Raw genomic sequence first — 24,717 nt, forward strand, 5'->3', positions numbered from 1 at the left:
TATGAGAAAGGTAGTTTTATTTTTATTAATTCTTGCATCAGTGAATTTCTGTTTTGCTCAGGAAGAAGATTCTGAAAAAGAAACTCAGAGTATTTCCGCATCAAAGGGCGGCATTTCTGAAGTACCTGCTTCAAAACGTCCAAAAGCAATAGATAAGGAAAAGGCCGAGAAAGCAGCAGAAAAAGATGAAAGCGAAAAGGATTACGAAAATAAATCTAATACCATCAAGTATGGGGTTCCTTCAGAAATCTCAACTCTCATAGATGAGCTCATTAAAAATGATGATCCTCGTTTTACAGAAGAGATCTACGATGTTTTTCAGGTAACAAAAAATACCGTAATTAAACAGAAGGTTCTCAATTATTTTAAGCAGCTTGAGGATCCGTGTCTTGAAGATTATGCAGTAGAAACTCTCAATGATCCTTATGAAGAAAAAAATGATTTAGTAAAAGCCTGCTTTCAGTATATTTCTGCAGTCAAAACTAAAGAAGCAATTCCGGCCGTGCTTGCACTCATCGAATCAGAAAATGAGTCTTATTTCAATGATGCTATTGCAACCATTGGTGAAATTGGTGGACCGGAAGAGGCAATGTTCCTTGTTGAATATCTTGAACGCGAAGACTTAAGCGATGCTCAGCGTCAGACTCTTATGCGCACCTGCGGAAAGATGCATGCTGTTCAGACCTGGGATAAGGTTGTAGAAGTTGCAGAAGATGAAGATGAAAACCTTTACGTAAGAATGTACGCAGCCGAATCTCTTGGCCTTATGGAAAAGAAAGAATCTGTTCCGATTCTCGTAGAGCTGTTTTCAGAAAATGATCCTAACCTCAGACAGTATGTAATAAAAGGTCTGTCTCATTTCCCTGGTGTTGTTGAAGCAGAAGAAACAATTATGCAGGGAATCCGTGATGAGCACTGGCGTGTAAGACAGGAATCAATCAAAACTGCAAAAGAAATGAAGCTTAAAGATGGAGTTCCTTATCTTATTTACCGCGCAAAAAATGACAGCGAAAAAGTAATTAAAGATGAAGCTTATACAACTCTTGCTGCTCTCAATACAGATGAAGCAAATGATTTTCTTATTGCTCAGCTTCAGGAGAAAAAACTTGGAGATGCAACAAAGAAGAAAATTGTTGAAGTTCTTTTGAAGGAAGGACATGCCGGAGAAAAAGAGATTCTTGAACTTGCAGATGAGTGTCTTAAAGATGACAAGAGAAAAGACCTCCGTTATGCGATTGGAAAAGAACTTGCGAAGTATGAAAATTCGGCTTATGATGAAATATGTATAAAGTATTTGAGTTCAAAGGATTCTACAACACAGAGCCTTGGACTTGATATGTATAAAACAAACAAGTTTTCATCAGCAGTATCTGTAATGAGAACAATTTATGCAGATAAGAAAGCCAACACTAGTGTGAAAAACCGCATTAAGACAATGCTTTCAATTGAGGACGAAGAAGAGTTTAAGAATGAAAAATCTAATGGAGATGCTGACGCCAAATAAACAAGGATCTGCAGAATATATTTCAAAAAATAATTATTCAATGACATGTTTTATCTGCCTTGTGATTGTCGCGCAGGGCACGATACTCGCCTTAATTTCTTTAATCGATTCAAATTACGCAGTTGTATTTTCAACATTAGCATATACACTGTTAATGCTTGCAACCTTCATTTATACAAAAATCACAAAGAAGCTGAATTTCTTTTACGTTTCTGCTTCTATTATGGTAACCTGCCTTACTTTGTGGTTTTTATATTCCGGTGGAACAGAGGGCTTTGGAATTATCTGGATTGCCGTGGTTCCTCTTTTTACAGTTTATCTGATTCCGTATACAGAGTTTATAATTCTTAATTTCTGCGTGCTTTTGCTTCTTATGCTGGGCTTGTGGACACCTCTGTGGCAGACTGAATTTATTTATGATTTTACTCAGGTGTTCAGAACACGCTTTCCGCTTGTGTATCTTTTTGAATTAATTTTTTCTGTTTTCCTTAAGCATAGAATTATGAAAACAGAAAATGAACTTATTGAGCAGAAAGATCTTCTTTCGTCTGAAAACAAAATGGCAGCGCTGATTCAAAAATCATTTTTCAGACATGAGGTAAGTAAGTTCAAAAGATGGGATATCGCAAGTACAATTATTCCTCTCGAAGGCATTTCTGGAGATTTGTATGATTTGTATCCAGTAGTAAAAGAAGATGCGAATGGAAAGGGAAAATCTACAGATGAAATTTCTGAAATAAAAGGACTTGGAATTTTTGATTCTTCGGGGCATGGAATTACAACCGGTATTATCACTATGCTTGCAAAAAATATTTTCAAGCAGGAGTTTTATGAGGGAGATAATAAAGAGCTTCCAGAACTGATTGAAAAAATCAACACACGTTTTAATGTTGAAAAAGGCGAGGTTGATACCTTCCTTACTGGAATTTTCCTTCGTATGAAAGGAACTGATGAATATGGAAACGGGCAGATTGAATTTGTAAATGCCGGCCATCAGACTCCTGTAATCTATAGAAAACGAGATGAATCTTTTACAGTGATTAATAATTCAACACTTTCTGTTGGAGCAATCGGGCTTACGGTAATTGAGCCTTATTATGATGCAATCAATGTTACAATGGAAAAAGGTGATGAACTGATTCTTTATACCGACGGCGTTATTAACTGCTGTGCGCCTGGCGGAAGACGGCTTGGTCAGCAGGGCTTAATCAACATACTTGCTGCAAATATTGATAAGCCTGTAGATGACCAGTTGAATGATGTAATTTCTGATATTGCATCCTTTAAAGGTATGGAGCCTTCAAAGGATGATATGACAATTATGCTGCTGAGATATCACGGTTAGCTTAGAGCGTGGCAAACTGCCTGCTTTATTTGTACAGGTTATTAACCAGTGCCAGTGCTTTGTTGATTGCGGCTTCTTCTTCTTTACTGAACTCAACGTTTTCTTCAATCAGAGTTTCAAGACTTGAATGACTTTCCATAAGCGCAGTTGAGAAACCTCTTGATACTTTAAACCAGTAGCTTCCGTTTCCGTTGTTGTAAAGAGTGATGAATCCATATTCGCGGCCTTTCTGTTTTGCAATTGCAGTGCGCAGAATAAAGCTTAAGGAATCAATAAGCTGTTCTTTCTGAATAGGATCATTCACATTTACGTTCATGTGGCGGTTCCATTTCTTTTCTGGAACAGGGCGGAGTTCTACAGAGTTTGCAATATCAAAAATCAAAGAAAGCTTTTCGCCGTTGAGCATTGAACCGTTGTCACTTGTGATGACAGAGCCTTTCATCTGACCGGCGTTGTTCAGCTTGTTTTTATTCTTTTCAACTTTGAGAGCTTCAAGCAGTTGTTCGAGTGGGAGCAGGGCAGTTTTCTTTCCTTTGATTTTCTTTGTAGGGAAGAGGAAGCCGCCGAGTGAAAGTGAATCCTCTGGAACTGGGCTTTCTTCACTGTCGCCGGCTTTTCCTTTTTTGCCTTTCTTTTTCTGCTGTTCTGCTTCCTGACGGCGCAGCGCTTTTGCGTTGCGGTTTCGCTCCTGCTCAAGCATGCGGGCTTCTCGGGAACTGTCGCGTTCTTTCTTACATGCCATAAGGCGCTCAAACAAATCTGGATTAATTGTGTCGAGCATAGGGCGGGTAAGAGGAGAAACGCTTGAAGCAAAAATACGGCTTGTGCGGATAATTTCTCCGGCAACAATAAAGACAGGATCTTTCTTGAACATTACGCTGCCAGGGTGAATTGAGATATGGTCTGCTGTGAGTGAGCGGTAGCTTTCGCGGCCGGTGCGGATACATACAAACTGCATCATACCAGCGGCAATACAGCAAAGATAATCCTGCATGCTGCCTTTTCCTTCAACAACAGGAATACCCATTTTTTCACTTACAATTTCTATAAGCTGTTCGTTAATGTTTTCTATTTCAGCCATTACGCGTTCATCAAGATAATTTTTCTTGCAGAACTTTTCACGGTTATCTGTGTCTTTAAATGCCTTGAGAATATTGAGATAGGTACAGAAGTCGCCCTGAATATCCTGAAAGCGGTGGTGTGCCTTGCGGGCTTCCATCTCTTCATTAGGCGGAAGAACAAAAGGTGAGTTTGCACTAAGGAACGCAGCGGCAATGAGCGCCTTATCAAGAACGTCCGGAAATCGCATAATTGCCTCGACAATAATACGGCTGATGCGCGGCTCCAGCGGAAACTTAACCATCATCTGACCAATTGCAGAAAGTGTATTGTCTTCTTCAAGTGCGCCGAGAATGTGCAGTGTATCAACCGCACCGATAATTCCTTCACGGCCCGGGTTCGCAATAAAATCAAAGTCGTAGAAATCTGTAATGCCAAGCTCGCTCATGCGCAGTACAACTTCACTGAGGTCTGTGCGGTAAATTTCTTCTGTTGTATATTCCGGACGGGTGTCGAAATCTTTGCGAGAGTAGAGACGGTAGCAGGTACCCGGCTGAGTACGTCCGGCACGTCCTTTTCTCTGATTGCACGAAGCACGCGAAACTGCAGACTCAATAAGACTTGAAGTAAAGTTTTTTGGATTGTAAAAGTTCAGCTTACAAAGTCCTGAGTCAATTACAGTTGTAACGTCGCTGATGGTAACCGAAGTCTCTGCAATATTCGTAGAAATTACAACCTTGCGTTTTCCTTCCGGCGCTTTTTCAAAAACGCGTTCCTGTTCTTCTTTTGGAAGGCGGCCGTACAGCGGAAGAATATGGAGCTTTCTGCCAATAGGCGAGTAGTAAAGTTTATCCATACAATCTTTGATGATTTTTTCACCTGGAAGGAAGATGAGGATAGCACCACCGCCGTCTTTTTCGTCTTCGTCGTTGTCCAGAACGCGGTCTACAGTATTGTAAATCTTGTTGAGAATCTGGTCGCAGCCGCTATCTGTAGTTGTAGTTGAACCGCCCGGAACAGGATCATATACCAGCGCTACCGGGTAAGTAACTGTATCAATTGAAACGATAGGCGCATTATCAAAATACTCGCTGAAAACCTGAGTGTTCATTGTTGCAGAACTTACGATAACACGGAAGTCGCTGCGCTCTTTAAGAACTCGTTTTACAAGTCCGAGTACAAAGTCAATGTTCAGGCTTCGCTCATGTGCTTCATCAATCATAAGAACACTGTATTTTGAAAGCCACGGATCAAGCTTCATTTCCTGAAGAAGAATTCCGTCAGTCATGATTTTGATTCTTGTGTCCTGATTTGTGTAATCTTCAAAACGCATTTTGTAGCCGACAAGACCAGGGTACGAAGTTCCAAGCTGTTTTGAAATAAACTCGCTTACGCTGAGGGCTGCAATACGGCGTGGCTGAGTAACGCCAATCATTCCGTTTGTGGCATAACCGGCTTCATACAAAATAACCGGAATCTGAGTTGTCTTACCAGAGCCTGTAGGGCTTTCTACAATTACTACCTGATTGTTTTCGAGGCAGTCCAATATTTTCTGTTTCTGTGCGTAAACTGGAAGTGATTTGTAATCAATCTGATTTATTGCCATTCTATTAAATCCTTTGTTGCTTCCTTATTGATTTTGATGCGGCGTTCAATATACTTTGCCCAGTTTGTTCGGGGAACGTCGTAAAGATAATCTACAAATTCCTGATTGAGCGGTTTTACTACATACTCATTTGCAGTATTAATGTAGGTTGTTATAAACTGCGGTTCACATTTTTTGATTTTGATTGAACCGTCTTTTTCTTTGTGGAAAGTTACGTTGTAAAAAAGTCCGTCTCCTGTGTTGTCGCGCTCTCCGTTCGGATTCTTTGAAGTAAGCTCAGGCTTTGTGCGCTGTCCGCTGATTGTGTTTCCGTTGGCGTACATAATCAGCTTGTCGTGGCCGGTCTGTGTATTAACAACGATTTTTCTGTCTTTGATGATGTGAGCATGATTTGCCCAGACAACGTCTGCACCAGAATCCAGAAGGTTCATATAAAACTCGTTCTGTTTATCTGTGATAACGCGGGTATATTCAGGCTCGCTTGTGTGAACTGAAATTATAAAAAGGTCACAGGGATTAGCCGCGCGAAGGTCTGCTACATATTTCTGAAAGGCTTTGCGCGAGTCATCATCAGGTTTTATAAAATTGATATAGTCTGAAGCATCTGGTCTGTTCAATAATTCTGTAATTGGCAGAAATAGAATTTTCCAGGAATTGGCTTCAAAATAATTATAGGTAAGGGACGCTTGTGGAGAATCTTTCAGACCAGAAAAATAAACCTGATTTCCAGTTTGGTCCAGAGTGTCCTGAGTAATTGCCTTAGTTGTTTTTATGGTTTCAAGAATTCCGTTTTTATACTGGTCATTCGAGTGATTGTTGCAAAGTGAAAATACATCAAAGCCTGCGTCTACTGCGGCCTGAACGTATTTTTGAGTCATATTAAAGTTCGGGTAAGATGAGGCTTCCCGAGTTGTGTCTATCGGCGCTTCAATATTTGCAAAGGCAAGATCTGGTTCTTCAATCAGATATTTTACATCGCGCCAGATTTTTGAATAAGTAGTGATATAGTAATTTACCGAGTGCGCCATAATGTCACCGGCAAAAAGAAGATTGATTGTATTTTTATCGTGATTTTTGTGCTGCGGCTCAGTTTCTGGAGCCTGTGCGGTGGGCTGGTTTTCTGCGGGTTCAGCTATGATTTTAGATGTAGTCCCGCAGGCAGTAAGGAGCACAGTGAAAAGAATGGTGAAGAAAACTGTGATGTATTTTATTCTTTTCACTGCGGCCTCGTGTTAGCGCCAGATCTTCTCGCGAACAAAAGTCTGATTGCGGTCTGCACCTACAGAAACGATTCCAACTTTTGTACCTGTGAAGTCTTCAATAAATTCAACGTATTCGCGGGCAGCCTTTGGAAGCTTCTTGTAAGAAGTACACTTTGTAATGTCTGCCTTCCATCCTTCAAACTTCTGAAGAACTGGTTTTGCGCGGTTGAGTTCTGGAATTGAAGCAGGGAAGTCTGTTACGATTTTTCCGTCGATGTTGTAAGCAACACAAGCTTCAATTTCATTCATATCATCATAAATATCAAGGTGAGTAAGAACAAGGTTGTCGATTGAGTTTACGTGACATGCATAGCGGAGAGCTACGAGGTCGAGGTAACCACAGCGGCGTGGACGTCCTGTTGTTACACCGAATTCGTTACCTGTGTTACGAACGTAATCACAAAGTTCTCCTTCTGTATCTGCATCAAACTCAGATGGCATAGGACCGTTTCCTACACGAGTTTCATAAGCCTTGAATACACCGTAAATCTTGTCGAGGGCCTTAGGACCAATTCCAGAACCTGTAGCAGCACCAGCTGAACATGAAGCTCCAGAAGATACATATGGATATGTACCTGAATCGAGGTCGAGCATAGCACCCTGAGCACCTTCGAAAAGAATGTTGTCGTTGCGGAACTCATACATCTTTGCAGCGATATTTACGCGCATAGAAAGGAGCTTGTCTTTGAACTGTTCAAGGAATTTCTTGTCTGCATCGTCGAGGTCATTCCACTTTTCATCCCAGTCAAGGTCTGCAAGACGGATACCATCACGTTCAGATTTCATAGAATAAGTTGTTCCGATTCCGCGGCCTGTTGTACCGATAGGGCGCTTACGAGCTGCGTCGCGAGCCTTATCCATTTCGCGGTATCCAGGAAGTGTAAGGTGAGCACGGTCAGAAATGAATACACGACCTTCCCAGTTAATTCCGTTGTCCTTGAGCATCTGGAGTTCCTTGAAAAGAGCTTCAGGGTCAATTACCATACCACTACCGAGGAAAACTGATTTTTCAGGGTAGAGGATTCCAGACGGAACCTGATGGAGAGCATACTTCTTTCCATCTACTACAATTGTGTGACCTGCATTAGCGCCGCCCGCAAAACGAACAACGTATTTAGCATCCTGTGCAAGGTAGTCAACGATTTTTCCCTTGCCTTCATCGCCCCACTGGGCACCCATAACAACAACGTTCATGGTTTTCTCCTTTCCGCAGAGTCATCGCGGAAATCAGATAATGTGTCATCCCGAACTCGATTCGGGATCTGAATGCAAAAATGCCGACGAATCATCTCAGCAGTTTTTACTATAGCAATATATCACAAAAGAGATTTTGTGTGTAGCGGTGGTTGAGTGCGCGAAGCGCGTATCGAAACCACACGTACTTCCATAATTTTCAATTCTATAGTATAATTCTCGATTAATATTTTTATTCAGATTTTATTAAGGAGAACCAAATGGCTTACATTTTTGAAGAACCATCACACACTTTTGATGAGTACCTTTTAGTTCCGGGCTACACCGGTCCTGACTGCATTCCTGCTAATGTTACTCTGCAGACACCTGTTGTCCGCTATAACAAGAAAGCTGGCGAAAAATGTCCGCTTACGATGAACATTCCAATGACATCGGCTGTTATGCAGGCGGTTTCTGATGACAAGCTTGCTGTTGCTCTTGCAAAGGAAGGTGGCATTTCTTTTATCTTTGGTTCTCAGACTATAGAAAATCAGGCAGCAATGGTTGCCCGTGTAAAAGCTTACAAGGCAGGTTTTGTTTCTTCTGATACAAATATCCGTCCTGAGCAGACACTCGGTGAACTGGTTGAAGCAATCGAAAAAACAGGTCACTCAACAGTTGCAGTAACAGAAGATGGTACAGCAAACGGTAAACTTGTTGGAATCATCACAGAACGCGACTTCCGTATTGGTCACTGCGAAATGAGCGAAAAGGTTAGCACTTATATGACACCTCTCAGCTCACTCGTTATGGGAAAAGAAGGAATCACACTTGATGAAGCAAATGATTTAATCTGGGAAAAGAAGGTTAATCAGCTTCCAGTTGTTGATAAAGACGGAAAACTCCTTTACCTCGTATTCCGTAAGGATGCTGCAAGCCACGAAGAGCATCCTCTTGAGCTCCTCGACAGCCAGAAGCGCTATATTGTAGGTGCCGGAATCAACACACGCGACTACATGGACCGCGTTCCAGCATTGCTTGCTGCCGGAGTAGATGTAATGACACTCGACTCATCAGAAGGCTTTACAGAATGGCAGCGCCGTGCTTTGCACGATATTCACGAAAAATGGCCAAATGCAAAGATCGGTGCCGGTAACGTAGTAGATGCAGACGGCTTCAACTTCCTTGCAGATGCCGGTGCAGACTTTGTTAAGATTGGTATTGGCGGTGGTTCAATCTGTATTACACGTGAACAGAAGGGTATTGGCCGCGGTCAGGCTACAGCTACAATCGAAGTTGCTAAGGCACGCGACGCTTACTATGAAAAAACAGGTATCTATATTCCAATCTGTTCAGACGGTGGTATTGTTTACGATCATCACGTTACTCTTGCTCTTGCAATGGGTGCAGATTTCGTAATGCTCGGCCGCTACTTTGCACGCTTTGATGAGTCTCCTACAAACAAACTCATTGTAAACGGCAACTACGTTAAGGAATACTGGGGTGAAGGTTCAAACCGCGCCCGCAACTGGCAGCGCTACGACCTCGGTGGAAAGAAAGGTATGGCATTTGAAGAGGGTGTAGACTCTTACGTTCCATACGCTGGAAGTCTCCACGACAACGTAACTCTTACAACAAGCAAGGTAATACACGCAATGTGTAACTGTGGTGTTACAAACATTCCAGACCTCCAGAAAAACGCAAAGATTACCCTCGTAAGTGCAGCTTCACTCCGCGAAGGCGGCGCTCACGACGTTATTGTAAAAAATACAGTTAAAGCTAATTAATTTACCGTTCATATAAAAACACGGATTAAAATTGCGGGTCCCAGCGACGGCAAAACCGAAAAAGTAATCCAATTAGGTAAAGCTAAAAAATGCTTTCGCATTTTTTTTAACGCTTTGCTATCAAACACCGGCCGCCAGCGGCCTTACACACCTTTTTCGTTTTGCCTGCGTCCCACAATTTTAATCCGTGTTTTTTATTTCACCGATATCCTTAGCCTCAATTGCTTTCAATAAACATCTTATTCTGATATAATCATTAAAATATGAACGACAACATGATTGTAATCCGCGGGGCGAGGGAACATAATCTTAAAAATATTAATGTTACTATGCCGAGGGATAAGCTGGTTGTAATTTCTGGTTTGTCTGGTTCGGGCAAGTCTTCGCTGGCTTTTGATACGCTTTTTGCTGAAGGCCAGCGTCGCTATATGGAAAGTCTTTCAAGCTATGCACGTCAATTTCTTGGCCGAATGGATAAGCCTGATGTTGATATCATAGAAGGTCTTTCTCCTGCAATTTCTATCGAACAGAAATCTACAAATAAGAATCCCCGCTCAACCGTTGGTACAATTACTGAAATATATGACTTTTACCGCCTGCTTTACGCGCGCTGCGGACATGCGCATTGTCCGGAATGCGGTCGCGAAATCCGTGAGCAGTCTGTTGACCAGATTATTGATACTGTAATGTCGTGGGAAGACGGCACTAAGATGCAGATTCTCGCTCCTGTTATCCGCGGTAAGAAAGGTGAACATCAGAAGATTTTAGATGATGCAAAGGCATCCGGCTTTGTCCGCGCCAGAATTGACGGCGTTATGGCAGAACTTGATGACGCAATCAAACTTGATAAGCAGAAAAAACATACAATCGAAATTGTTGTAGACCGAATCATCAAAAGTGACGAGGTTAGAAGCCGTCTTGCAGATTCTATCGAAATCGCACTGAAAAACGCAAACGGTATTGTAATTGTTACCCGCCGTGTTGAAGATAAGGACGAAGAGGTTTTCTTCAGCCAGAAGAATGCCTGCCCGGACTGCGGTATTTCTATCCCGGATCTTCAGCCGCGTCTTTTCTCATTCAATAACCCATTTGGTGCCTGCCCGGAATGTACAGGTCTTGGCGAAAAGATGGAATGGGACTTCAATAAGATTCTCCCGGACCGCTCTTTGTCTTTCAACGAGCGTGCATTCCCATTTTTTAATCCGGACAGTGAATGGAATCATACAATGTTCCAGGCTGTTGCCGAAGCAGAAGGCTTTACTCTGGATACACCAATCAGCCGTCTGACTGCCGAGCAGTTTGATTACTTATGGAACGGAGACCCGGAGCGCAAAATCCACTGGGTATACAAAAAGCAGAGCGGGGAAGGCTACAGCGAATATAACCGCCCATGGCCTGGAGTATTAAACGAAATGAAGCGCCGCCACGCAGAAGCCTGGGGCGATTCAATGCGTGCTAATATAGAAGAAAAGTTTATGAAGGTTGGTCACTGTTCCTGCTGTAACGGTCAGCGCCTTCGTAAAGAAGCCCTTGGTGTTACTGTGGGCGGTAAAAACATCTGGGAACTCTGTTGTCTTTCTGTTGCAGATTCCATCACTTTCTTTGATGAACTAGAACTTACCGAAAACGAGCAGCAGATTGCAGTTCAGATTCTTAAGGAAATCCGTGCCCGCCTTCGCTTCCTCCGTGATGTAGGACTCGACTATCTTACAATGGAACGCGCTGCTGAAACCCTCAGTGGTGGTGAAGCACAGCGTATCCGTCTTGCAACTCAGATTGGTTCAGCTCTCTGCGGCGTTATGTATATTCTTGATGAGCCTAGTATCGGACTTCATCAGCGTGATAATCAGCGCCTTATTGATACACTGCTCAGTCTTCGTGATAACGGAAACACTGTAATTGTAGTAGAACACGACGAACAGACTCTGCGTACTGCGGACTATCTTATAGATATCGGTCCGGGCGCGGGTGTCAATGGTGGGCAGGTTGTAGCTGCCGGAACTCCGGAAGAGGTTGCCAAGGTAAAAGAAAGTCTTACAGGTCAGTATCTTGCCGGTACTCTCCGCATGGATGTGCCTAAGACCCGCCGCCCTGGTAACGGAAATTTTATCAAGGTAAATGGTGTTACTGAACATAACCTCAAAAATGTAAGCATTCAGATTCCTCTTGGAACTTTTACCTGTATAACCGGTGTAAGTGGAAGCGGTAAATCTACCCTTATGAGCGATGTTCTTTACCCGGCTCTCAGCAACCGCATTATGAGAACAAATTATGATGTAGGTGAATGCGAAAGCATTGAAGGCGAAAAGTTTATTGATAAGGTAATCAATATTGACCAGAGCCCGATTGGACGTACTCCTCGTTCTAACCCTGCAACTTATATTGGCGTATTTGATGCAATCCGTGATCTTTTTGCGAGCCTTCCAGAAAGTAAAGCCCGTGGCTACCTAAAAGGCCGTTTCTCTTTCAACGTAAAAGGCGGCCGCTGTGAAGCCTGTCAGGGTGCTGGTGAAAATGTAATCGAAATGAACTTCCTGCCGGACGTTTATGTTCAGTGTGAAGTCTGCGGCGGTAAGCGTTTTAATAAAGAAACTCTTGAAGTAACTTATAAAGGAAAGTCTATTAACGACGTTCTTAATATGAGTATTGATGAAGCCTGCGATTTCTTTGCAAGTATTCCTCATCTTTCACGTAAGCTGGAAACAATGAAGTCTGTAGGACTTGGTTATATCCAGCTTGGTCAGAATGCGCTTACTCTCAGTGGTGGTGAAGCACAGCGCGTAAAACTTGCAAACGAGCTTGCCCGTGTTTCTACAGGTAAAACTCTCTATATAATGGATGAGCCTACAACAGGTCTTCACTTTGCAGATGTTAAACAACTGATGACTGTAATTCAGCGCCTTGTAGACCAGGGAAATACCGTTGTTATGATCGAACATAACCTTGATGTAATCTGCCAGGCGGATTATATAATTGACCTTGGACCTGAAGGCGGCTTCCGTGGCGGTAACATAATTGCTACGGGAACTCCGGAAGAGGTTGCAAAAGTGCCGGGAAGTTATACCGGACAGTTTATTAAGCAGCAGCTGGGTATTTAGGCAACAGGTGTCAGGTTTTTAGATGACAAAACGTTTATTAATTGCAACATTTTTATTCAGTCTCTTTACAACGACAGTTTTTGCACAGAATAATGGAGAAACTGAGAAAAAAGAGCCTGAAGTTACAATAATCACAATTAATAACGCACGCCAGTCGGCGTATAAAAAGAACGAAGATACCGGCAACGACTGTATTATTCTGGAAGGTTCAGTTTCGCTGACTGTTGAAAAAGGTAAAACTACAAACGAAATTAAAGCAGATAAAATCGTCTACGACCGCAATACAGAAATGCTTTATGCAGACGGTAACGTAGAGATCCTTATGAAAGGCGGTTCTTCTGGTAATGATGCTGCTACGGCAACTTCACTTATCATGAACACTTCTACACTTGAAGGCATTTTTGATAATGGCCGTATTGTACAAAAACAGTCTGATGCCTTAAATCTTCCTTCCGGCTCAACCCTGATTGTATTTTCAGAGATTTTCGGAAAAGGTAATGAAAACGTAATTACCTTTAAAAACTCAAGCCTTACTTTCTGTGATGAAGATCCTCCACACTGGCATATTGATGCAACCAGAACCTGGCTTCTTCCTGGCGGTGAGTTTGCCTTTTTTAATGCCTTGCTTTATGTAGGTGTTATTCCGGTTCTGTATTTTCCGGCCTTTTATTATCCAAAAGACGAGCTGATATTTAATCCTGTTTTTAATTATACAAAACGCGGCGGTTATTCCATTCAGACAACAACTTATCTGTGGGGCCGTAAGCCTCTGGATAATACAGATACAAGTTCTTCAAGCTCAAGTGATTCTAGTCAGAAAGACAGTACCTCTGCAGAATCTTTAAGAGCTGTTTATAATTTTATTAAGCCTAGTACATTAAAGGAACAGGTTCGCGAAGGTATTGTGCTTCATAATCTTGATGAGGATTTTACCGGTGACTCTTCTCATTACGTAAAGTTTATTGCAGACTGGTATTCAAATCTTGGTTATATGATTGGTGTGGACGGAATTATTAATCCGCTTCCAGCTTATATTTCTAAACTCAATTTTAATACTTACCTTGGTTTTAGTAATACCGTGTTCAAGGCAACCGGAAGCGAGCTTAATTATCATCCATATTCTTCAAATGGTATTACTTATAAAGATGAATCATCATTTTTAGGACTTAAGCTTCCATTCAGATATGCGGCTAATTTTGATATTCAGGTTTCAAAGCCTTTTCAGTTCAGTCTTTCGTTTCCGGTTTATTCAGATCCTTTTTTCTCAAATGATTTTCTGTCTGACCGCCATGAAACAATGGACTGGATTTCTTATCTTCTTGATAGTGCAAACAGAGATGATGAAGATACCACAACAGATTCTACAACTACAGCTAACACAGTTTCATCATACCAGTGGAGATCTTCGGCTTCTTATTCTCCGTCACTTCCATCTGTGTTAAAGCCATATCTTTCATCAGTATCTTTTTCTATGACAAACTCGGTTAGTATTTCTTCTAAAGATACAGTTTTTAGTTATAAAGATGATAATCAGGAAGAACAGTACACTTATGATCGGAATCTCTACGAGGAAGAATGGACAAAATATACTCCAATGCGCCGCTTCTACTATCCATCCCTTGTAACTCCAATTCAGACAAATATTTCTGCAAGCGGTACAATCTTTTCATGGCCTTTTAAAAAGGAATCTTCTTCGGGGTCAAAGCAGTTTGTAATTTCACTTAATAAACCAGATGAATTAAAGACAGACAAGCAGCTGGAAGAAGACCGTAAAAAGAAAGAGGAAGAAGAAAAGAAAGAAGCTGGAGAAGAGGGTAAAGCTCCAGAAGAAAAAGCTGTTGCAGAAGCACCGGATAAAAAAGAAGATGAAGCTCAGAAGGAAGGGCTTTTTGATTATTATCTTCCAGAACTTGATTACACCGCTACAAAAGAAACTATTGATGACGGAATATCTTATAAGCTTACCTATAATGTAGGCTTAAATCTTACTACCCAGATGTCATATTCAGACACAAATCTTAGAAACTCTGATGATTTTGACTGGAATAATATCCGTTCTTCTATGTATAACATGAAGATTCCGCTTTCTATTTCGAGCCTGTTCAATTATGGCGGAAACTTCTTCTCTGTTGAAAATAAGTTTGCATATTCTCCGGTTTTCCAGGATCACCCGTATATTTCTGAAAATGAAGATTATGGTTATACAAGTGAACTGGAAATCAAAAAAATCAAACTTGCTGACTTAAAAACAGAATCACGGGATGTTACAAATACAAATACGGTAACTTTTAAACCGCTTTTGTTCTATCCAGTTTTCAGTGATACAAGTCTTGCATGGAATTCTTCTATCAGATTGTACCGTCGCTCTTATATTGGAGATGCGGATACTCCGGACTGGGAAGAGCATTATGCAGACTGGACAGATGAAGACAGCGTTACAGTAAACTCGCTTGCTGCGGATATCAAGGCAAAGGAATTTAATAATAAGCTTACTCAGTCTATGCGCCTTGAAATGATAATGCCTCCGCAGAAGAAAAAGTACACAACAACCTTTACTCTTGGCGTTCCGTATGCCAGTGCTTCAGTTAGTACTGGTTTTGAAGAAATCCGTGATAAAGATTATGAGAAAATGAGTGAAAAGGATAAGGAAAAGTATGAAAATGTAAAGTGGAAAAAAACTCCGCTTACACAAAACTTTACCTTAAATCTTTTTGATTCAAAACTTAAGCTTTCTGAATCATTTACTTATAACATGGAAGATGATAATCCGGACAATCTTAAGCTTACAGCTTCTTTGTTCGATGTTCAGATTTCTTATGTTCAGTCTTATGTTTTAGGCTATGAGTTTGATCCTGTAAAAGGCTGGTATATTCCGGAAGATAAAAAGGAAAATGAGGAAAAGGAATTCCTACCATATTCATTCTCGCTTTCTTATTCGCTTCCGGGAACTACTTATTACAAATGGTTTAACAGAGTTTCATATTCGTTTGGCCTGAATACAAGTATTGTTGCAGACCTTTTGCGTCCTACAAACAGTTATTTCCTGTTTACTCCGTCAATTAAATTTAAGGTTTTTGAATTCTGTGAAATTACCTTCTCGGCTTCATCAAGAAACTCAATTCTTTACTGGTACTTCCATAATGAAGCGGGTGATATGTACAGCGACTGGGGCGGCTTCCCGGGCAATATTCTTAAAGACTTAATTGATTCTTTCAGATTTGATGATGAAGAAAAGCGCCAGAATTCAGGCTTTAAGCTGAAATCCTTTAATATGACAGTTTCCCACGACCTCCACGACTGGAAAGCAAACATGACAATGAAGATTGAGCCAAGAATCATCACAGAAAACGGCAAAAAAATGTACGACTTTAAGCCATATATCACTATTGGAGTTGTATGGAACCCAATGGAGAGTATGAAGACTACGATTATTGATGATTATGGAGAGTGGAAACTCGAATAAACTTAAGCGTAACACCTTAAAAAGGCTCCCGTAGAAAACATCCCTTGTAACCGAGGTGCCTCGACGCTTCGCTCTGTATTGTATGCGAGGACAGATTTTCAGTATCGGCACCAAATGTTACAAGGGCGTGTTTTCTACTCCGCTTTTTTAAGGTGTATATACTATAATTTGTTCTAATTGACATTTGCCCATTGATAATCAATAATATAAACAGAGGTATTTTTGAACGAATATACAATAGTAGTTCCAGACAATGACGTGCTTTCTTGTGTTTGCGGAACTAATGATAAAAATTTACAGCTCATTGAAGAACATCTGGGGGTTCCTGTATTTACTAAGGGCAACGAGCTTTCTGTGGAAAATGCAGCACCCGAAATCTGTCAGAAATTCCAGTTTATTGTAGACCGCATTGTAGATGAAGTTCAGTCTGGCGGAAAAAACAGTGATGATATTATTCTTACTGTTTTAAATACAAAACGAAAAATTAATGCAGATGAAATGGTTATAATGGTGCCCGGCGCGGTTCGTCGTGTTTATCCGCGTACTCAGGGACAGGCAGAATACGTAGATCTTCTTCAAAACCGAGACATGGTATTCTGTACAGGTTCAGCTGGTAGTGGAAAAACCTACCTTGCAGTTGCAGAAGCACTCCGTCTCATCCTCACACATAAAAAAACAAAGTTAATAATAACACGCCCTGTTGTAGAAGCCGGCGAAAGTCTTGGTTTTCTTCCGGGTGACTTGGAAGATAAAATAGACCCGTATCTGCGCCCACTTCGTGATGCTATGGAAACAATTCTGCCTACAGAATCTGTAAAAAGACTTTTTGAGGCAGGAATTGTTGAGGTTGCGCCTCTTGCTTATATGCGCGGCCGTACACTTAATAACGCAGTTGTTATTCTTGATGAAGCTCAGAATACAACCTGTGCGCAGATGAAAATGTTCCTTACCCGTATGGGAGAAAACACTAAGGTCTTTGTTACAGGAGATCCGTCTCAGATAGATCTTCCTAAAAAGATAACTTCGGGTCTTATGCATTCAATCAGCATTTTAAGAAAAATAGAAGATATTGGATTTATGGAGCTTACTGCAGAAGATGTTGTAAGAAATCCATTGGTTAAGAAAATTGTAAAGGCGTATGAAAATGAAGAAGAATAATTCTGAAAAAGAAAACAATAAGCCTGGAACCGCCAAATTTGTAATGAAGGGCATAGGCGAGTACATGAGACACAACTATCCGTTTCTCATTCTCTTTTTCGCAGGATTACTTGCTGTTTCTGCATTGAACTTTGTAAAAATCAGTACCGCAGAAACAATCGCAAACTTTTCTCTCGAGGATTTTGAAATTGGTCAGATTGCAGACCGTACAATTATTGCAGACAGAAGCCTTCCTCCAGATAATATTGATCCTGTTTCTGTAACAAAAGGTGAAAAAATTATTAAGAAGGGATTTGCCATCACAGAAGAAGGTTTTGCAAAGCTCAAGAAAATGTCTGCTTCTCCGCTTTATATTGATTACCGTGCATTTGCAAACAGTGAGCTTTATCTTCTGCTTCTTTCTATTATGTGGTATCTTCTGTTTACGTTTATTTCTGTAAACAGAAAACTCTTGTTTAAAGAGCCGCTGCTGCAGGTAATTTTCTTTCTCGCAGTTTATGCGGTAACAGCGTTCTGTGGAAAGCTTTCTCTTTTCTCAAGTCCTTACAGCATCTGTATTGCAATTCCTTCTGCCTTGTTCATTATGATTGTAACAATCCTTTACGGAAATCTTTCTGCATTGCTTCTTTCAATCGTATTGTCTATCGGAGTTTTGTGTGCAACTAACTGGCAGATTCCAACCTTCCTTTTGACACTTGCATCTTCACTTACAGCTGCCGCAATTGTTCGTAAAATTGAACGCCGTCTGGACCTTGTTTTTGCAGGTCTTATGATTGCTGTTTTCAATATTGTTTACGTTCTTTTGTTCTCTGTAATCTTTAATGAAACTTTTGAAGAGCTTCCAAAGCTGATGATTGGCCTTGCCATCAATGGCTTCCTTTCTGGTATTTTAACTTTAGGTTTCCTGACACCGCTCGAAATCATGCTTAATACAGCTTCTGTTTTCCGTCTTATGGATTTGAGTGATACAAATACTCCTATCTTTAAGCAGATGCAGATTCAGGCAAATGGAACTTACAATCACTCTATGATGGTTGCACAGCTTGCAGAAGTCGGTTGTCGTGAAATTGGCGCTAACTCACTTCTTGCCCGTGTTGGTGCTTACTATCATGATATTGGAAAGATGGATCAGAGCGAGTACTTTGTAGAAAATCAGGTAAACGGAATGGAAAATAAACATAACGACCTGAACCCGACTCTTTCTGCATCTGTTATTAAAAGCCATGTTCGTAAGGGAGTTGAAAAAGCACGCCAGCTTCATCTTCCACAGGCTGTAATTGATATTATCGCTGAACACCACGGAAACAGTATCATCACTTATTTCTATAATAATGCGAAAGAAAAAGATCCTTCTCTTGATGAAGATGATTTCAGATACCCGGGCATTCCACCTGTTACAAAAGAGTCTGCAGTTGTAATGCTTGCAGATACTGTTGAAGCTGCCTGCCATACTCTTGAAAATCCGACATCTCCACGCCTTGAGAAATTCATCACAATTCTTATTAATCAGAAAATGGAATTGAAACAGCTTGATAACTGTGACCTTACCTTCCATGATATTTCAAGAATTAAGGCTGCGTTTGTAAACCTTCTTACAGGTTACTATCACAATAGAATTAAATATCAGAATCAACAGGATCCTGATGAAGCTCCGGCAAAAACAGAAGAAGCTCCTGCAGCAGAAGCACCAAAGGCTGCCGCTAAAGAGCCTGCAAAACCTGCTGTAAAAGAAGCTCCAAAGGCTCCTGCAAAAGAAGCCGCTGCTCCAAAAGCCACTGCTGAGAAAAAGGCATCGGCCGCAGCAAAAACAGTAAAGGAAAAGAAATGAACAGAGTATATGTAGCAATGCAGGACGGTGTAGAAGAGCCCGACTGGTTAAACAATGTAGAACCTTTTGTTCAGAAGGCACTTTCTGAATTTAAGTTTGATGGTGAAGAAATCTCTATGCTTTTGTGCAACGACACATATATGCAGGAGCTCAATAAAACTTACCGCAACATTGACAGCACAACAGACGTGCTTTCTTTTGAAAATGATGAAGAATATGAGGATGAAGAAGGCAAGTGGAAATGTGTAGGTGATATTGTAATCAGCCTTGATACTTTGCCTGTAAATGCCGATTATTTTGAAGAGAGCAGAAACGATGAACTTAAACGTCTTATTGTTCACGGACTTCTGCACCTGAACGGAATGGACCACGGCGAAGAGCATATTGAAAAAGGTGCTGAGCCGGTTTGTGAAATGCTCGTTCTTCAGGAAAAAGTTTTAAATAAATTAAAGGATGAAAAAATAATAAAATGAGTTTTTTTAAGAAAAAGAAAAAGAATGCTGCAGAAGAAGCTGAAAGTATACAACAGGAAATATTAAACGAAGAAAAAAAAGACATGATTCAGGGTGTAGAGGATTTGTCAAAAACTTCTGTAAAAGAAGTTATGATTCCCCGCATCGACGTAGATTTTATTTCAAGCGATACACCACAGGAAGAACTCTTTACTAAAATAGTTGCCAGCGGACATTCACGCTTTCCGCTTTATACAGATTCCATTGATAATGTAATTGGTGTTCTTTATGTAAAGGACATCATTAAATGTCTTGCCGAGAAAAAAGAAATCAATCTTACACAGATGGCCCGCAAGGCTTACTTTGTTCCAGAAAGCAAACGCATTGACTCGCTTCTTCGTGAGTTCCGCCGTCATCATCTTCATATTGCAATTGCAATTGATGAATACGGTGGAGTTTCTGGTATTGTAACAATGGAAGATATTATTGAGGAAATTGTCGGCGATATTCAGGACGAGTTCGATAAAGAGCAGGAAGACATCTTAAAGGTAAGCGACAACGTATGGCTTTGTGATGCCCGCGTTGACCTTGATGATTTAAATGAAAGCCTTGAAGCAGAATTCCCTAACGAAGATTTTGATTCGCTCGGCGGTTTTGTATTTGATTTATTTGGTAAAGTTCCTGTAAAATATGAAAAGGTGAGCTGGAATGACTACGACTTTATTGTTCAGGACATGGAAGGTCACCGAATCAACATGGTTAAAATTATAAAAAATACAGATGACGGAAAGGATGATGAGTAAAAAATTAGCAGGGGTTTTATTATCGTTGATTTTTGGATTTGTGGCAGGAGGTCTTTCGCCTCTGGCTGCTGCAGAATCAAAAAATGTTCTCAAGCTTTATAATGAGGCAGTAGAACTTCAGAACGAAGAAAACTGGTATACTGCTTCTCAGTATTTTATTGAGGTTGTAAACTCAAACCCCGCTTTCAGTGATGCATGGTTCCGCCTTGCAGACTGTTCTTATCATCTTGGAGAATTTGACCTTGCCTTTCAGTATCTTGAGAGCGCAGAAAAATACGAAAAAGACAGAAGTGAAATTAAGAACCTTAAGGGAATGATTCTTCTGGCACTTGGCCGTACAGATGAAGCCCGACAGATTTTCAACGAGGTTCTAAAAAAATACCCTAACGACATTGATGCACATTTTGGTCTTGCAGAAATTGAACTTTACGACGGAAAGTTTTCCGGAGCAGAAAATCAGTATGCAGAGGCTTTAAAGCGCCAGAATACTAACAGAAAAGCTTTGCTTTCGCTTGCTCTCGTATGTGCAGAAACAAAACGCTATACACAGTCAGAAAAATATTTGCGTCAGGCAATGCAGTATTATTCTGGAGAACCGGAAGTTCATTATCTTGCTGCAATAATATACACAATGAAAGGCGACTATAAGAGTGCTGAAAAGCATGCCCGCATTGCTGTTGAGATTCGTGGTGGTTATGAACAGGCTTACGAGCTTCTTGCTCAGATTGTTTACCTGCAGCACCGTTATAGCGAAGTAATTGACCTTTGTGATTTTATTATCAGCCGCAACCGCAATGCTTCTTCTGCCTGGTATCTTAAAGGTACAGCTCAGGCAAAACTTGGAAATGCAGAAGATGCAATTTCTACCTGGGATACCGGTTTGAATATAAATCCGCAGGATGAGCTTATGCGCATGATGCTTGAGCTTACTGCAAAGAACGAACTTGATTTCGATGATGCCCGCAGAAAGCAGTGGGCTTCTTATCATCTTAATAATGCACGCCAGTACGACAGCCGTTATGACAAGGCAGGAAGTACTTATGAATATCAGCGTGCCCTTATGCTCGATCCTTCAAATACAGCGGCTCGTCTTGCTTATGCAGATATTCTTGAATTGAACGGAATGCATGAGCTTTATCTTGATCAGTTAAAGTTTGTAAAGGAAAATTCTGAATCAGGCATTTCAACATCTCTTAGTGATACAATTGAAGCTTATGATTCTCTTCTAAATAATACTCTTGCAAAAAGATGGAAGGTGGATGCGTTCTATCTGGATAAAATAAGATGGAACATTGCCGTATTCTACACAGAAAATACTTCTACCTTTAATCATGCAGATTCAGACAGACTTACAGCTCTTGCTTGCGGTGATGTGTTCAGTGGTGTTGCTATTACTTCTGTAAAAACTCAGGTAACTCCTGTTTCTGGTTATGGCGAAGCCTTTAAGAATGCCCGTGCAAATAATTTTGATTACTTTATTATGGTTTCGCTTAGTGAAGGAGAAGATGATGTAAGCCTCAGCGCTACCATGTATTCTGGAAGAACCGGAACAGAAACCTTCAATGAAAAATATTACGCTACAGGAAACAACCGTTTTTCAACAGTACTCAGACGTTTCCGTAATTCAGTTCTGGAAAAGCTTACAGTACGCGGAAAAATTCTTCAGCGAAACGGTAAGACTGTACTTATAGATCTTGGCCGCTCTGAAAATATTATTAAAGACGCAGAGTTTAAGATTGTTCGCAAGGGCGGTGTAAAAACTGCTGATGCGGGAAGCGGTCTTTTCTTTAGAGATGATGATGTTGTTGGTATGCTCGTTGTTACAGAAGCCGGAGAAGAGGTTTCTGAAGCAGTTATTACAAGCCATGGTTTTTATGACAGAATAAATGAAAATGATGAGCTTGTACTTGTAAGCATGCCTGCTCAAAATACAGAAGCTGGAATGGATACTGTTCCAAATGCAGATGAAGAAGGTAACCCTGTTGTTAATAACAGCGTAAAGGGTGAGGAACTTGTCGCAGAAATCAAAAAGGCAGTAGAGAGACCGGCAATTATTGATTTATTGAGAAAGATAAGATAGAAAATTAGATTCTATCCAGCGACGCTTCCAGCCATTTCTGAGAAAGGGTTGGGAAAGCCTGCTGAACTTTTACAAAACTCTTAACAGCTTCTTCATAATCATGATTAAAATACTGTGACTCGCCAAGGTAGAAATAAGCACGGTTTCTTGTTTCATCACTGATATTTGTTCCAATCAGATTATTGAGCTTATCAACTGTTTCCTTGTATTTTTTTGTAACAAAGGAAGTTTTAAGAATCTCAAAAAGAAGGTATGCATCTCCTCCATCTGGAGAAACTAAATCTTCTTCAAAAATATATGGAGTAAGAACGGCTGCTTTAGAAGGCTTTCTGTTTCCGCCGGTAAGACTTGAAACCTTTGATGCTGTATTGTCCGAAACAAGAGGTTCTGCGCCAACACCTTCAATAATATCAAGATAAGGAAGAGGAGTTTTACGCAAAGTTCCGTCAGGGTAAACAGTTTCGTAATCCTTTTTTGCAGGCGGTTCAGAAGCGGATTTTTTTGCATTTAGATGAACGCCGGTTACTGTAGAATTGAAAGAAAGTAAAACTACATCATAAGGGCCTTTATCTGTTTCTGAAATTACGGTGTAAAAATAGTCGCGGAGGTCTTCTACCTGGTCGGTGTAGCCCGAGCGGTCTGGAGTAAGGGTTGCAACCGGTTCAAGATCTTTAAGCTGGCTGTATGAAGTAATCTGCTCTGTTGTTCTGTAAAGAAGAAGATTGTATAAAGAAGGCTCTGGAGACTGTGGAAGCTGCCATGTTATACGGATTTTCTTGCCGTTTCCTGAGCGGGCCTGAATATCGCGAACAAGTGGGCGTTCTGCAAAGGCAAGAGCTGCAATGAGAGTCAAAAAAATCGAGCAAATAGTTTTCTTCATATATATAATAATAGCACGTAAAACACGGCAATGACAAGTTTTGAAATTCATGCTATTCTAAGCGTATGTTAGAAGAAATTAAGTTACCGATTGAACAGTTGAGAGAAGAAATCATGAACGTTTGGGGGCGTCTTTGACTCTGCCGCAATTGAAAAAGCAATAGCAGAAAAAGAAAAGCTTACCGAAGCAGACGGCTTTTGGGATGATCATGAAGCCGCAGAAAAGGTGATGAGCCAGATCAGAAAGCTCAAGAACCGAATAGAACCCTGGAAAAAAATCATTGCAGATATGGATGACCTCGAAGCCATGTATGAACTTGCTTCAGAATCTGGAGAAGCCAGTGACGAAGATGAAGTTCGCACAATGTATGAGGCCGCAAAACAGCAGTTTGACAAACTGAATGTATTAAATCTTCTTTCTGGCGAAGTTGACCAGAACGATGCCTTCCTTACAGTACATGCAGGAGCTGGTGGTACAGAAGCCTGTGACTGGGCATTTATGCTCAGCCGTATGTATTTAAGATGGGCAGAACGCCACGGATATAAAACAGAAGTTGTTGATGAACTTGAAGCAGAAGGTGGAATCAAATCAATCACAATTCAGATTTGCGGAGACTTTGTTTACGGTTATCTGAAGGGCGAAGGTGGTATTCACCGCCTGGTACGTATTTCGCCGTTCGACGCTAATGCGCGCCGTCACACAAGTTTTGCATCGGTTTACGTTTATCCTGTTCTGGATGATACAATTGAAGTTGACATTAAACCTGAAGACCTCCGTGTAGATACTTACCGTGCCGGTGGAAAGGGCGGACAGCACGTAAACAAAACAGACTCTGCCGTTCGCTTTACTCATATTCCAACCGGTATTGTTGTTGCCTGCCAGACAGAACGCAGCCAGCTGATGAATCGTCAGACCTGTATGAACATGCTTAAGGCAAGGCTTTACGAATACTACCGCGAACAGAAGGAAAAAGAGAACTCAAAGTTCATGGCAGAAAAAAAGGATATTTCTTTTGGAAGCCAGATCCGCTCTTATGTTTTCTGTCCTTATACAATGGTAAAAGATCACCGCACCCGTTTCTCTGTTGGAAACATTCAGGCAGTAATGGACGGCGACCTCGATGATTTTATGAACGCATACCTTGTTGCAAAATGGAAGGGCCTTCCTATGGACGGCTCGGGGGATGATGACGAAGAGGTTTAGTGCGTTAATCCTTTAT

General features: G+C 41.0%; 15 protein-coding genes. 11 read left to right on the forward strand and 4 right to left on the reverse strand.

Annotated features, from left to right (window positions below; translation table 11 throughout):
• Position 1: 1 nt before the first annotated feature.
• Positions 2–1,504, forward strand: coding sequence for a HEAT repeat domain-containing protein (locus tag BM161_RS06265; RefSeq protein ID WP_074931158.1), 1,503 nt, complete (start codon positions 2–4; stop codon positions 1,502–1,504).
• Positions 1,470–2,849: a PP2C family protein-serine/threonine phosphatase gene (locus tag BM161_RS06270; RefSeq protein ID WP_074931159.1), complete on the forward strand. Its 1,380-nt coding sequence runs from the start codon at positions 1,470–1,472 to the stop codon at positions 2,847–2,849. Before BM161_RS06265 ends, BM161_RS06270 begins: the two co-directional genes overlap by 35 nt.
• A 25-nt stretch (positions 2,850–2,874) precedes the next feature.
• Here the strand turns inward: BM161_RS06270 and BM161_RS06275 are convergent, their stop codons facing one another.
• The 3 genes from BM161_RS06275 to purA are packed head-to-tail and all read right to left on the reverse strand — an operon-like array spanning position 2,875 to position 7,970.
• Positions 2,875–5,514 (reverse strand): helicase-related protein, encoded by a 2,640-nt coding sequence (locus BM161_RS06275; RefSeq protein ID WP_244882717.1) that lies wholly within the window; start codon positions 5,512–5,514, stop codon positions 2,875–2,877.
• Complete coding sequence (locus tag BM161_RS06280) at positions 5,505–6,734, reverse strand: CapA family protein (protein ID WP_074931160.1); 1,230 nt, start codon at positions 6,732–6,734, stop codon at positions 5,505–5,507. The genes BM161_RS06275 and BM161_RS06280 overlap by 10 nt, the downstream gene beginning before the upstream one ends.
• Positions 6,735–6,746: 12 nt before the next feature.
• On the reverse strand, positions 6,747–7,970 hold the full coding sequence (gene purA / locus BM161_RS06285) for an adenylosuccinate synthase (protein ID WP_074931161.1): 1,224 nt from the start codon (positions 7,968–7,970) through the stop codon (positions 6,747–6,749).
• A 260-nt stretch (positions 7,971–8,230) separates the two neighbouring features.
• On the opposite strand from purA, the gene BM161_RS06290 reads away from it, so the two are divergent.
• The 8 genes from BM161_RS06290 to BM161_RS06325 all read left to right on the forward strand — a co-directional run bounded on the left by BM161_RS06290 (position 8,231) and on the right by BM161_RS06325 (position 22,618).
• The gene (locus tag BM161_RS06290; RefSeq protein ID WP_074931162.1) at positions 8,231–9,736 is read left to right on the forward strand and encodes an IMP dehydrogenase; all 1,506 of its coding nucleotides are present in this window, start codon (positions 8,231–8,233) and stop codon (positions 9,734–9,736) included.
• A gap of 263 nt (positions 9,737–9,999) precedes the next feature.
• The gene (gene uvrA, locus BM161_RS06295) at positions 10,000–12,834 is read left to right on the forward strand and encodes an excinuclease ABC subunit UvrA (protein WP_074931163.1); all 2,835 of its coding nucleotides are present in this window, start codon (positions 10,000–10,002) and stop codon (positions 12,832–12,834) included.
• A 22-nt stretch (positions 12,835–12,856) separates the two neighbouring features.
• Positions 12,857–16,297, forward strand: a complete 3,441-nt coding sequence (locus BM161_RS06300) for an LPS-assembly protein LptD (RefSeq protein WP_074931164.1) — start codon at positions 12,857–12,859, stop codon at positions 16,295–16,297.
• Positions 16,298–16,519: 222 nt separating this feature from the next.
• Positions 16,520–17,455, forward strand: a complete 936-nt coding sequence (locus tag BM161_RS06305) for a PhoH family protein (protein WP_074931165.1) — start codon at positions 16,520–16,522, stop codon at positions 17,453–17,455.
• On the forward strand, positions 17,442–19,283 hold the full coding sequence (locus BM161_RS06310) for an HD family phosphohydrolase (protein ID WP_083425703.1): 1,842 nt from the start codon (positions 17,442–17,444) through the stop codon (positions 19,281–19,283). Before BM161_RS06305 ends, BM161_RS06310 begins: the two co-directional genes overlap by 14 nt.
• Positions 19,280–19,756: an rRNA maturation RNase YbeY gene (ybeY, locus tag BM161_RS06315; RefSeq protein WP_074931166.1), complete on the forward strand. Its 477-nt coding sequence runs from the start codon at positions 19,280–19,282 to the stop codon at positions 19,754–19,756. The genes BM161_RS06310 and ybeY overlap by 4 nt, the downstream gene beginning before the upstream one ends.
• The gene (locus BM161_RS06320; RefSeq protein ID WP_074931167.1) at positions 19,753–20,538 is read left to right on the forward strand and encodes a hemolysin family protein; all 786 of its coding nucleotides are present in this window, start codon (positions 19,753–19,755) and stop codon (positions 20,536–20,538) included. The genes ybeY and BM161_RS06320 overlap by 4 nt, the downstream gene beginning before the upstream one ends.
• On the forward strand, positions 20,531–22,618 hold the full coding sequence (locus BM161_RS06325; RefSeq protein ID WP_177206213.1) for a tetratricopeptide repeat protein: 2,088 nt from the start codon (positions 20,531–20,533) through the stop codon (positions 22,616–22,618). The genes BM161_RS06320 and BM161_RS06325 overlap by 8 nt, the downstream gene beginning before the upstream one ends.
• A 4-nt stretch (positions 22,619–22,622) precedes the next feature.
• Here the strand turns inward: BM161_RS06325 and BM161_RS06330 are convergent, their stop codons facing one another.
• The gene (locus BM161_RS06330) at positions 22,623–23,498 is read right to left on the reverse strand and encodes a tetratricopeptide repeat protein (RefSeq protein ID WP_143090504.1); all 876 of its coding nucleotides are present in this window, start codon (positions 23,496–23,498) and stop codon (positions 22,623–22,625) included.
• Between the two features lie 65 nt (positions 23,499–23,563).
• Between BM161_RS06330 and prfB the strand changes: the two genes are divergently transcribed.
• Positions 23,564–24,701, forward strand: a protein-coding gene (prfB, locus tag BM161_RS06335) for a peptide chain release factor 2 (RefSeq protein ID WP_143090505.1) whose coding sequence is annotated in 2 segments (ribosomal slippage) — positions 23,564–23,632 and positions 23,634–24,701 — 1,137 coding nt in all. Because the reading frame shifts where the segments join, the coding sequence is not laid out codon by codon here.
• Positions 24,702–24,717 lie beyond the last annotated feature (16 nt).

Source organism: Treponema bryantii (assembly GCF_900113965.1).
Taxonomy (GTDB): domain Bacteria; phylum Spirochaetota; class Spirochaetia; order Treponematales; family Treponemataceae; genus Treponema_D; species Treponema_D bryantii_A.

Excerpts from the sequence above, each read along its gene's own strand:
- BM161_RS06265 (WP_074931158.1), top strand. The coding sequence starts at position 2 with ATGAGAAAGGTAGTTTTATTTTTATTAATTCTTGCATCAGTGAATTTC.
- BM161_RS06270 (WP_074931159.1), top strand. The coding sequence starts at position 1,470 with ATGAAAAATCTAATGGAGATGCTGACGCCAAATAAACAAGGATCTGCA.
- BM161_RS06275 (WP_244882717.1), bottom strand. The coding sequence starts at position 5,514 with ATGGCAATAAATCAGATTGATTACAAATCACTTCCAGTTTACGCACAG.
- purA (WP_074931161.1), bottom strand. The coding sequence starts at position 7,970 with ATGAACGTTGTTGTTATGGGTGCCCAGTGGGGCGATGAAGGCAAGGGA.
- BM161_RS06290 (WP_074931162.1), top strand. The coding sequence starts at position 8,231 with ATGGCTTACATTTTTGAAGAACCATCACACACTTTTGATGAGTACCTT.
- uvrA (WP_074931163.1), top strand. The coding sequence starts at position 10,000 with ATGAACGACAACATGATTGTAATCCGCGGGGCGAGGGAACATAATCTT.
- BM161_RS06300 (WP_074931164.1), top strand. The coding sequence starts at position 12,857 with ATGACAAAACGTTTATTAATTGCAACATTTTTATTCAGTCTCTTTACA.
- BM161_RS06310 (WP_083425703.1), top strand. The coding sequence starts at position 17,442 with ATGAAGAAGAATAATTCTGAAAAAGAAAACAATAAGCCTGGAACCGCC.
- ybeY (WP_074931166.1), top strand. The coding sequence starts at position 19,280 with ATGAACAGAGTATATGTAGCAATGCAGGACGGTGTAGAAGAGCCCGAC.
- BM161_RS06320 (WP_074931167.1), top strand. The coding sequence starts at position 19,753 with ATGAGTTTTTTTAAGAAAAAGAAAAAGAATGCTGCAGAAGAAGCTGAA.
- BM161_RS06325 (WP_177206213.1), top strand. The coding sequence starts at position 20,531 with ATGAGTAAAAAATTAGCAGGGGTTTTATTATCGTTGATTTTTGGATTT.
- BM161_RS06330 (WP_143090504.1), bottom strand. The coding sequence starts at position 23,498 with ATGAAGAAAACTATTTGCTCGATTTTTTTGACTCTCATTGCAGCTCTT.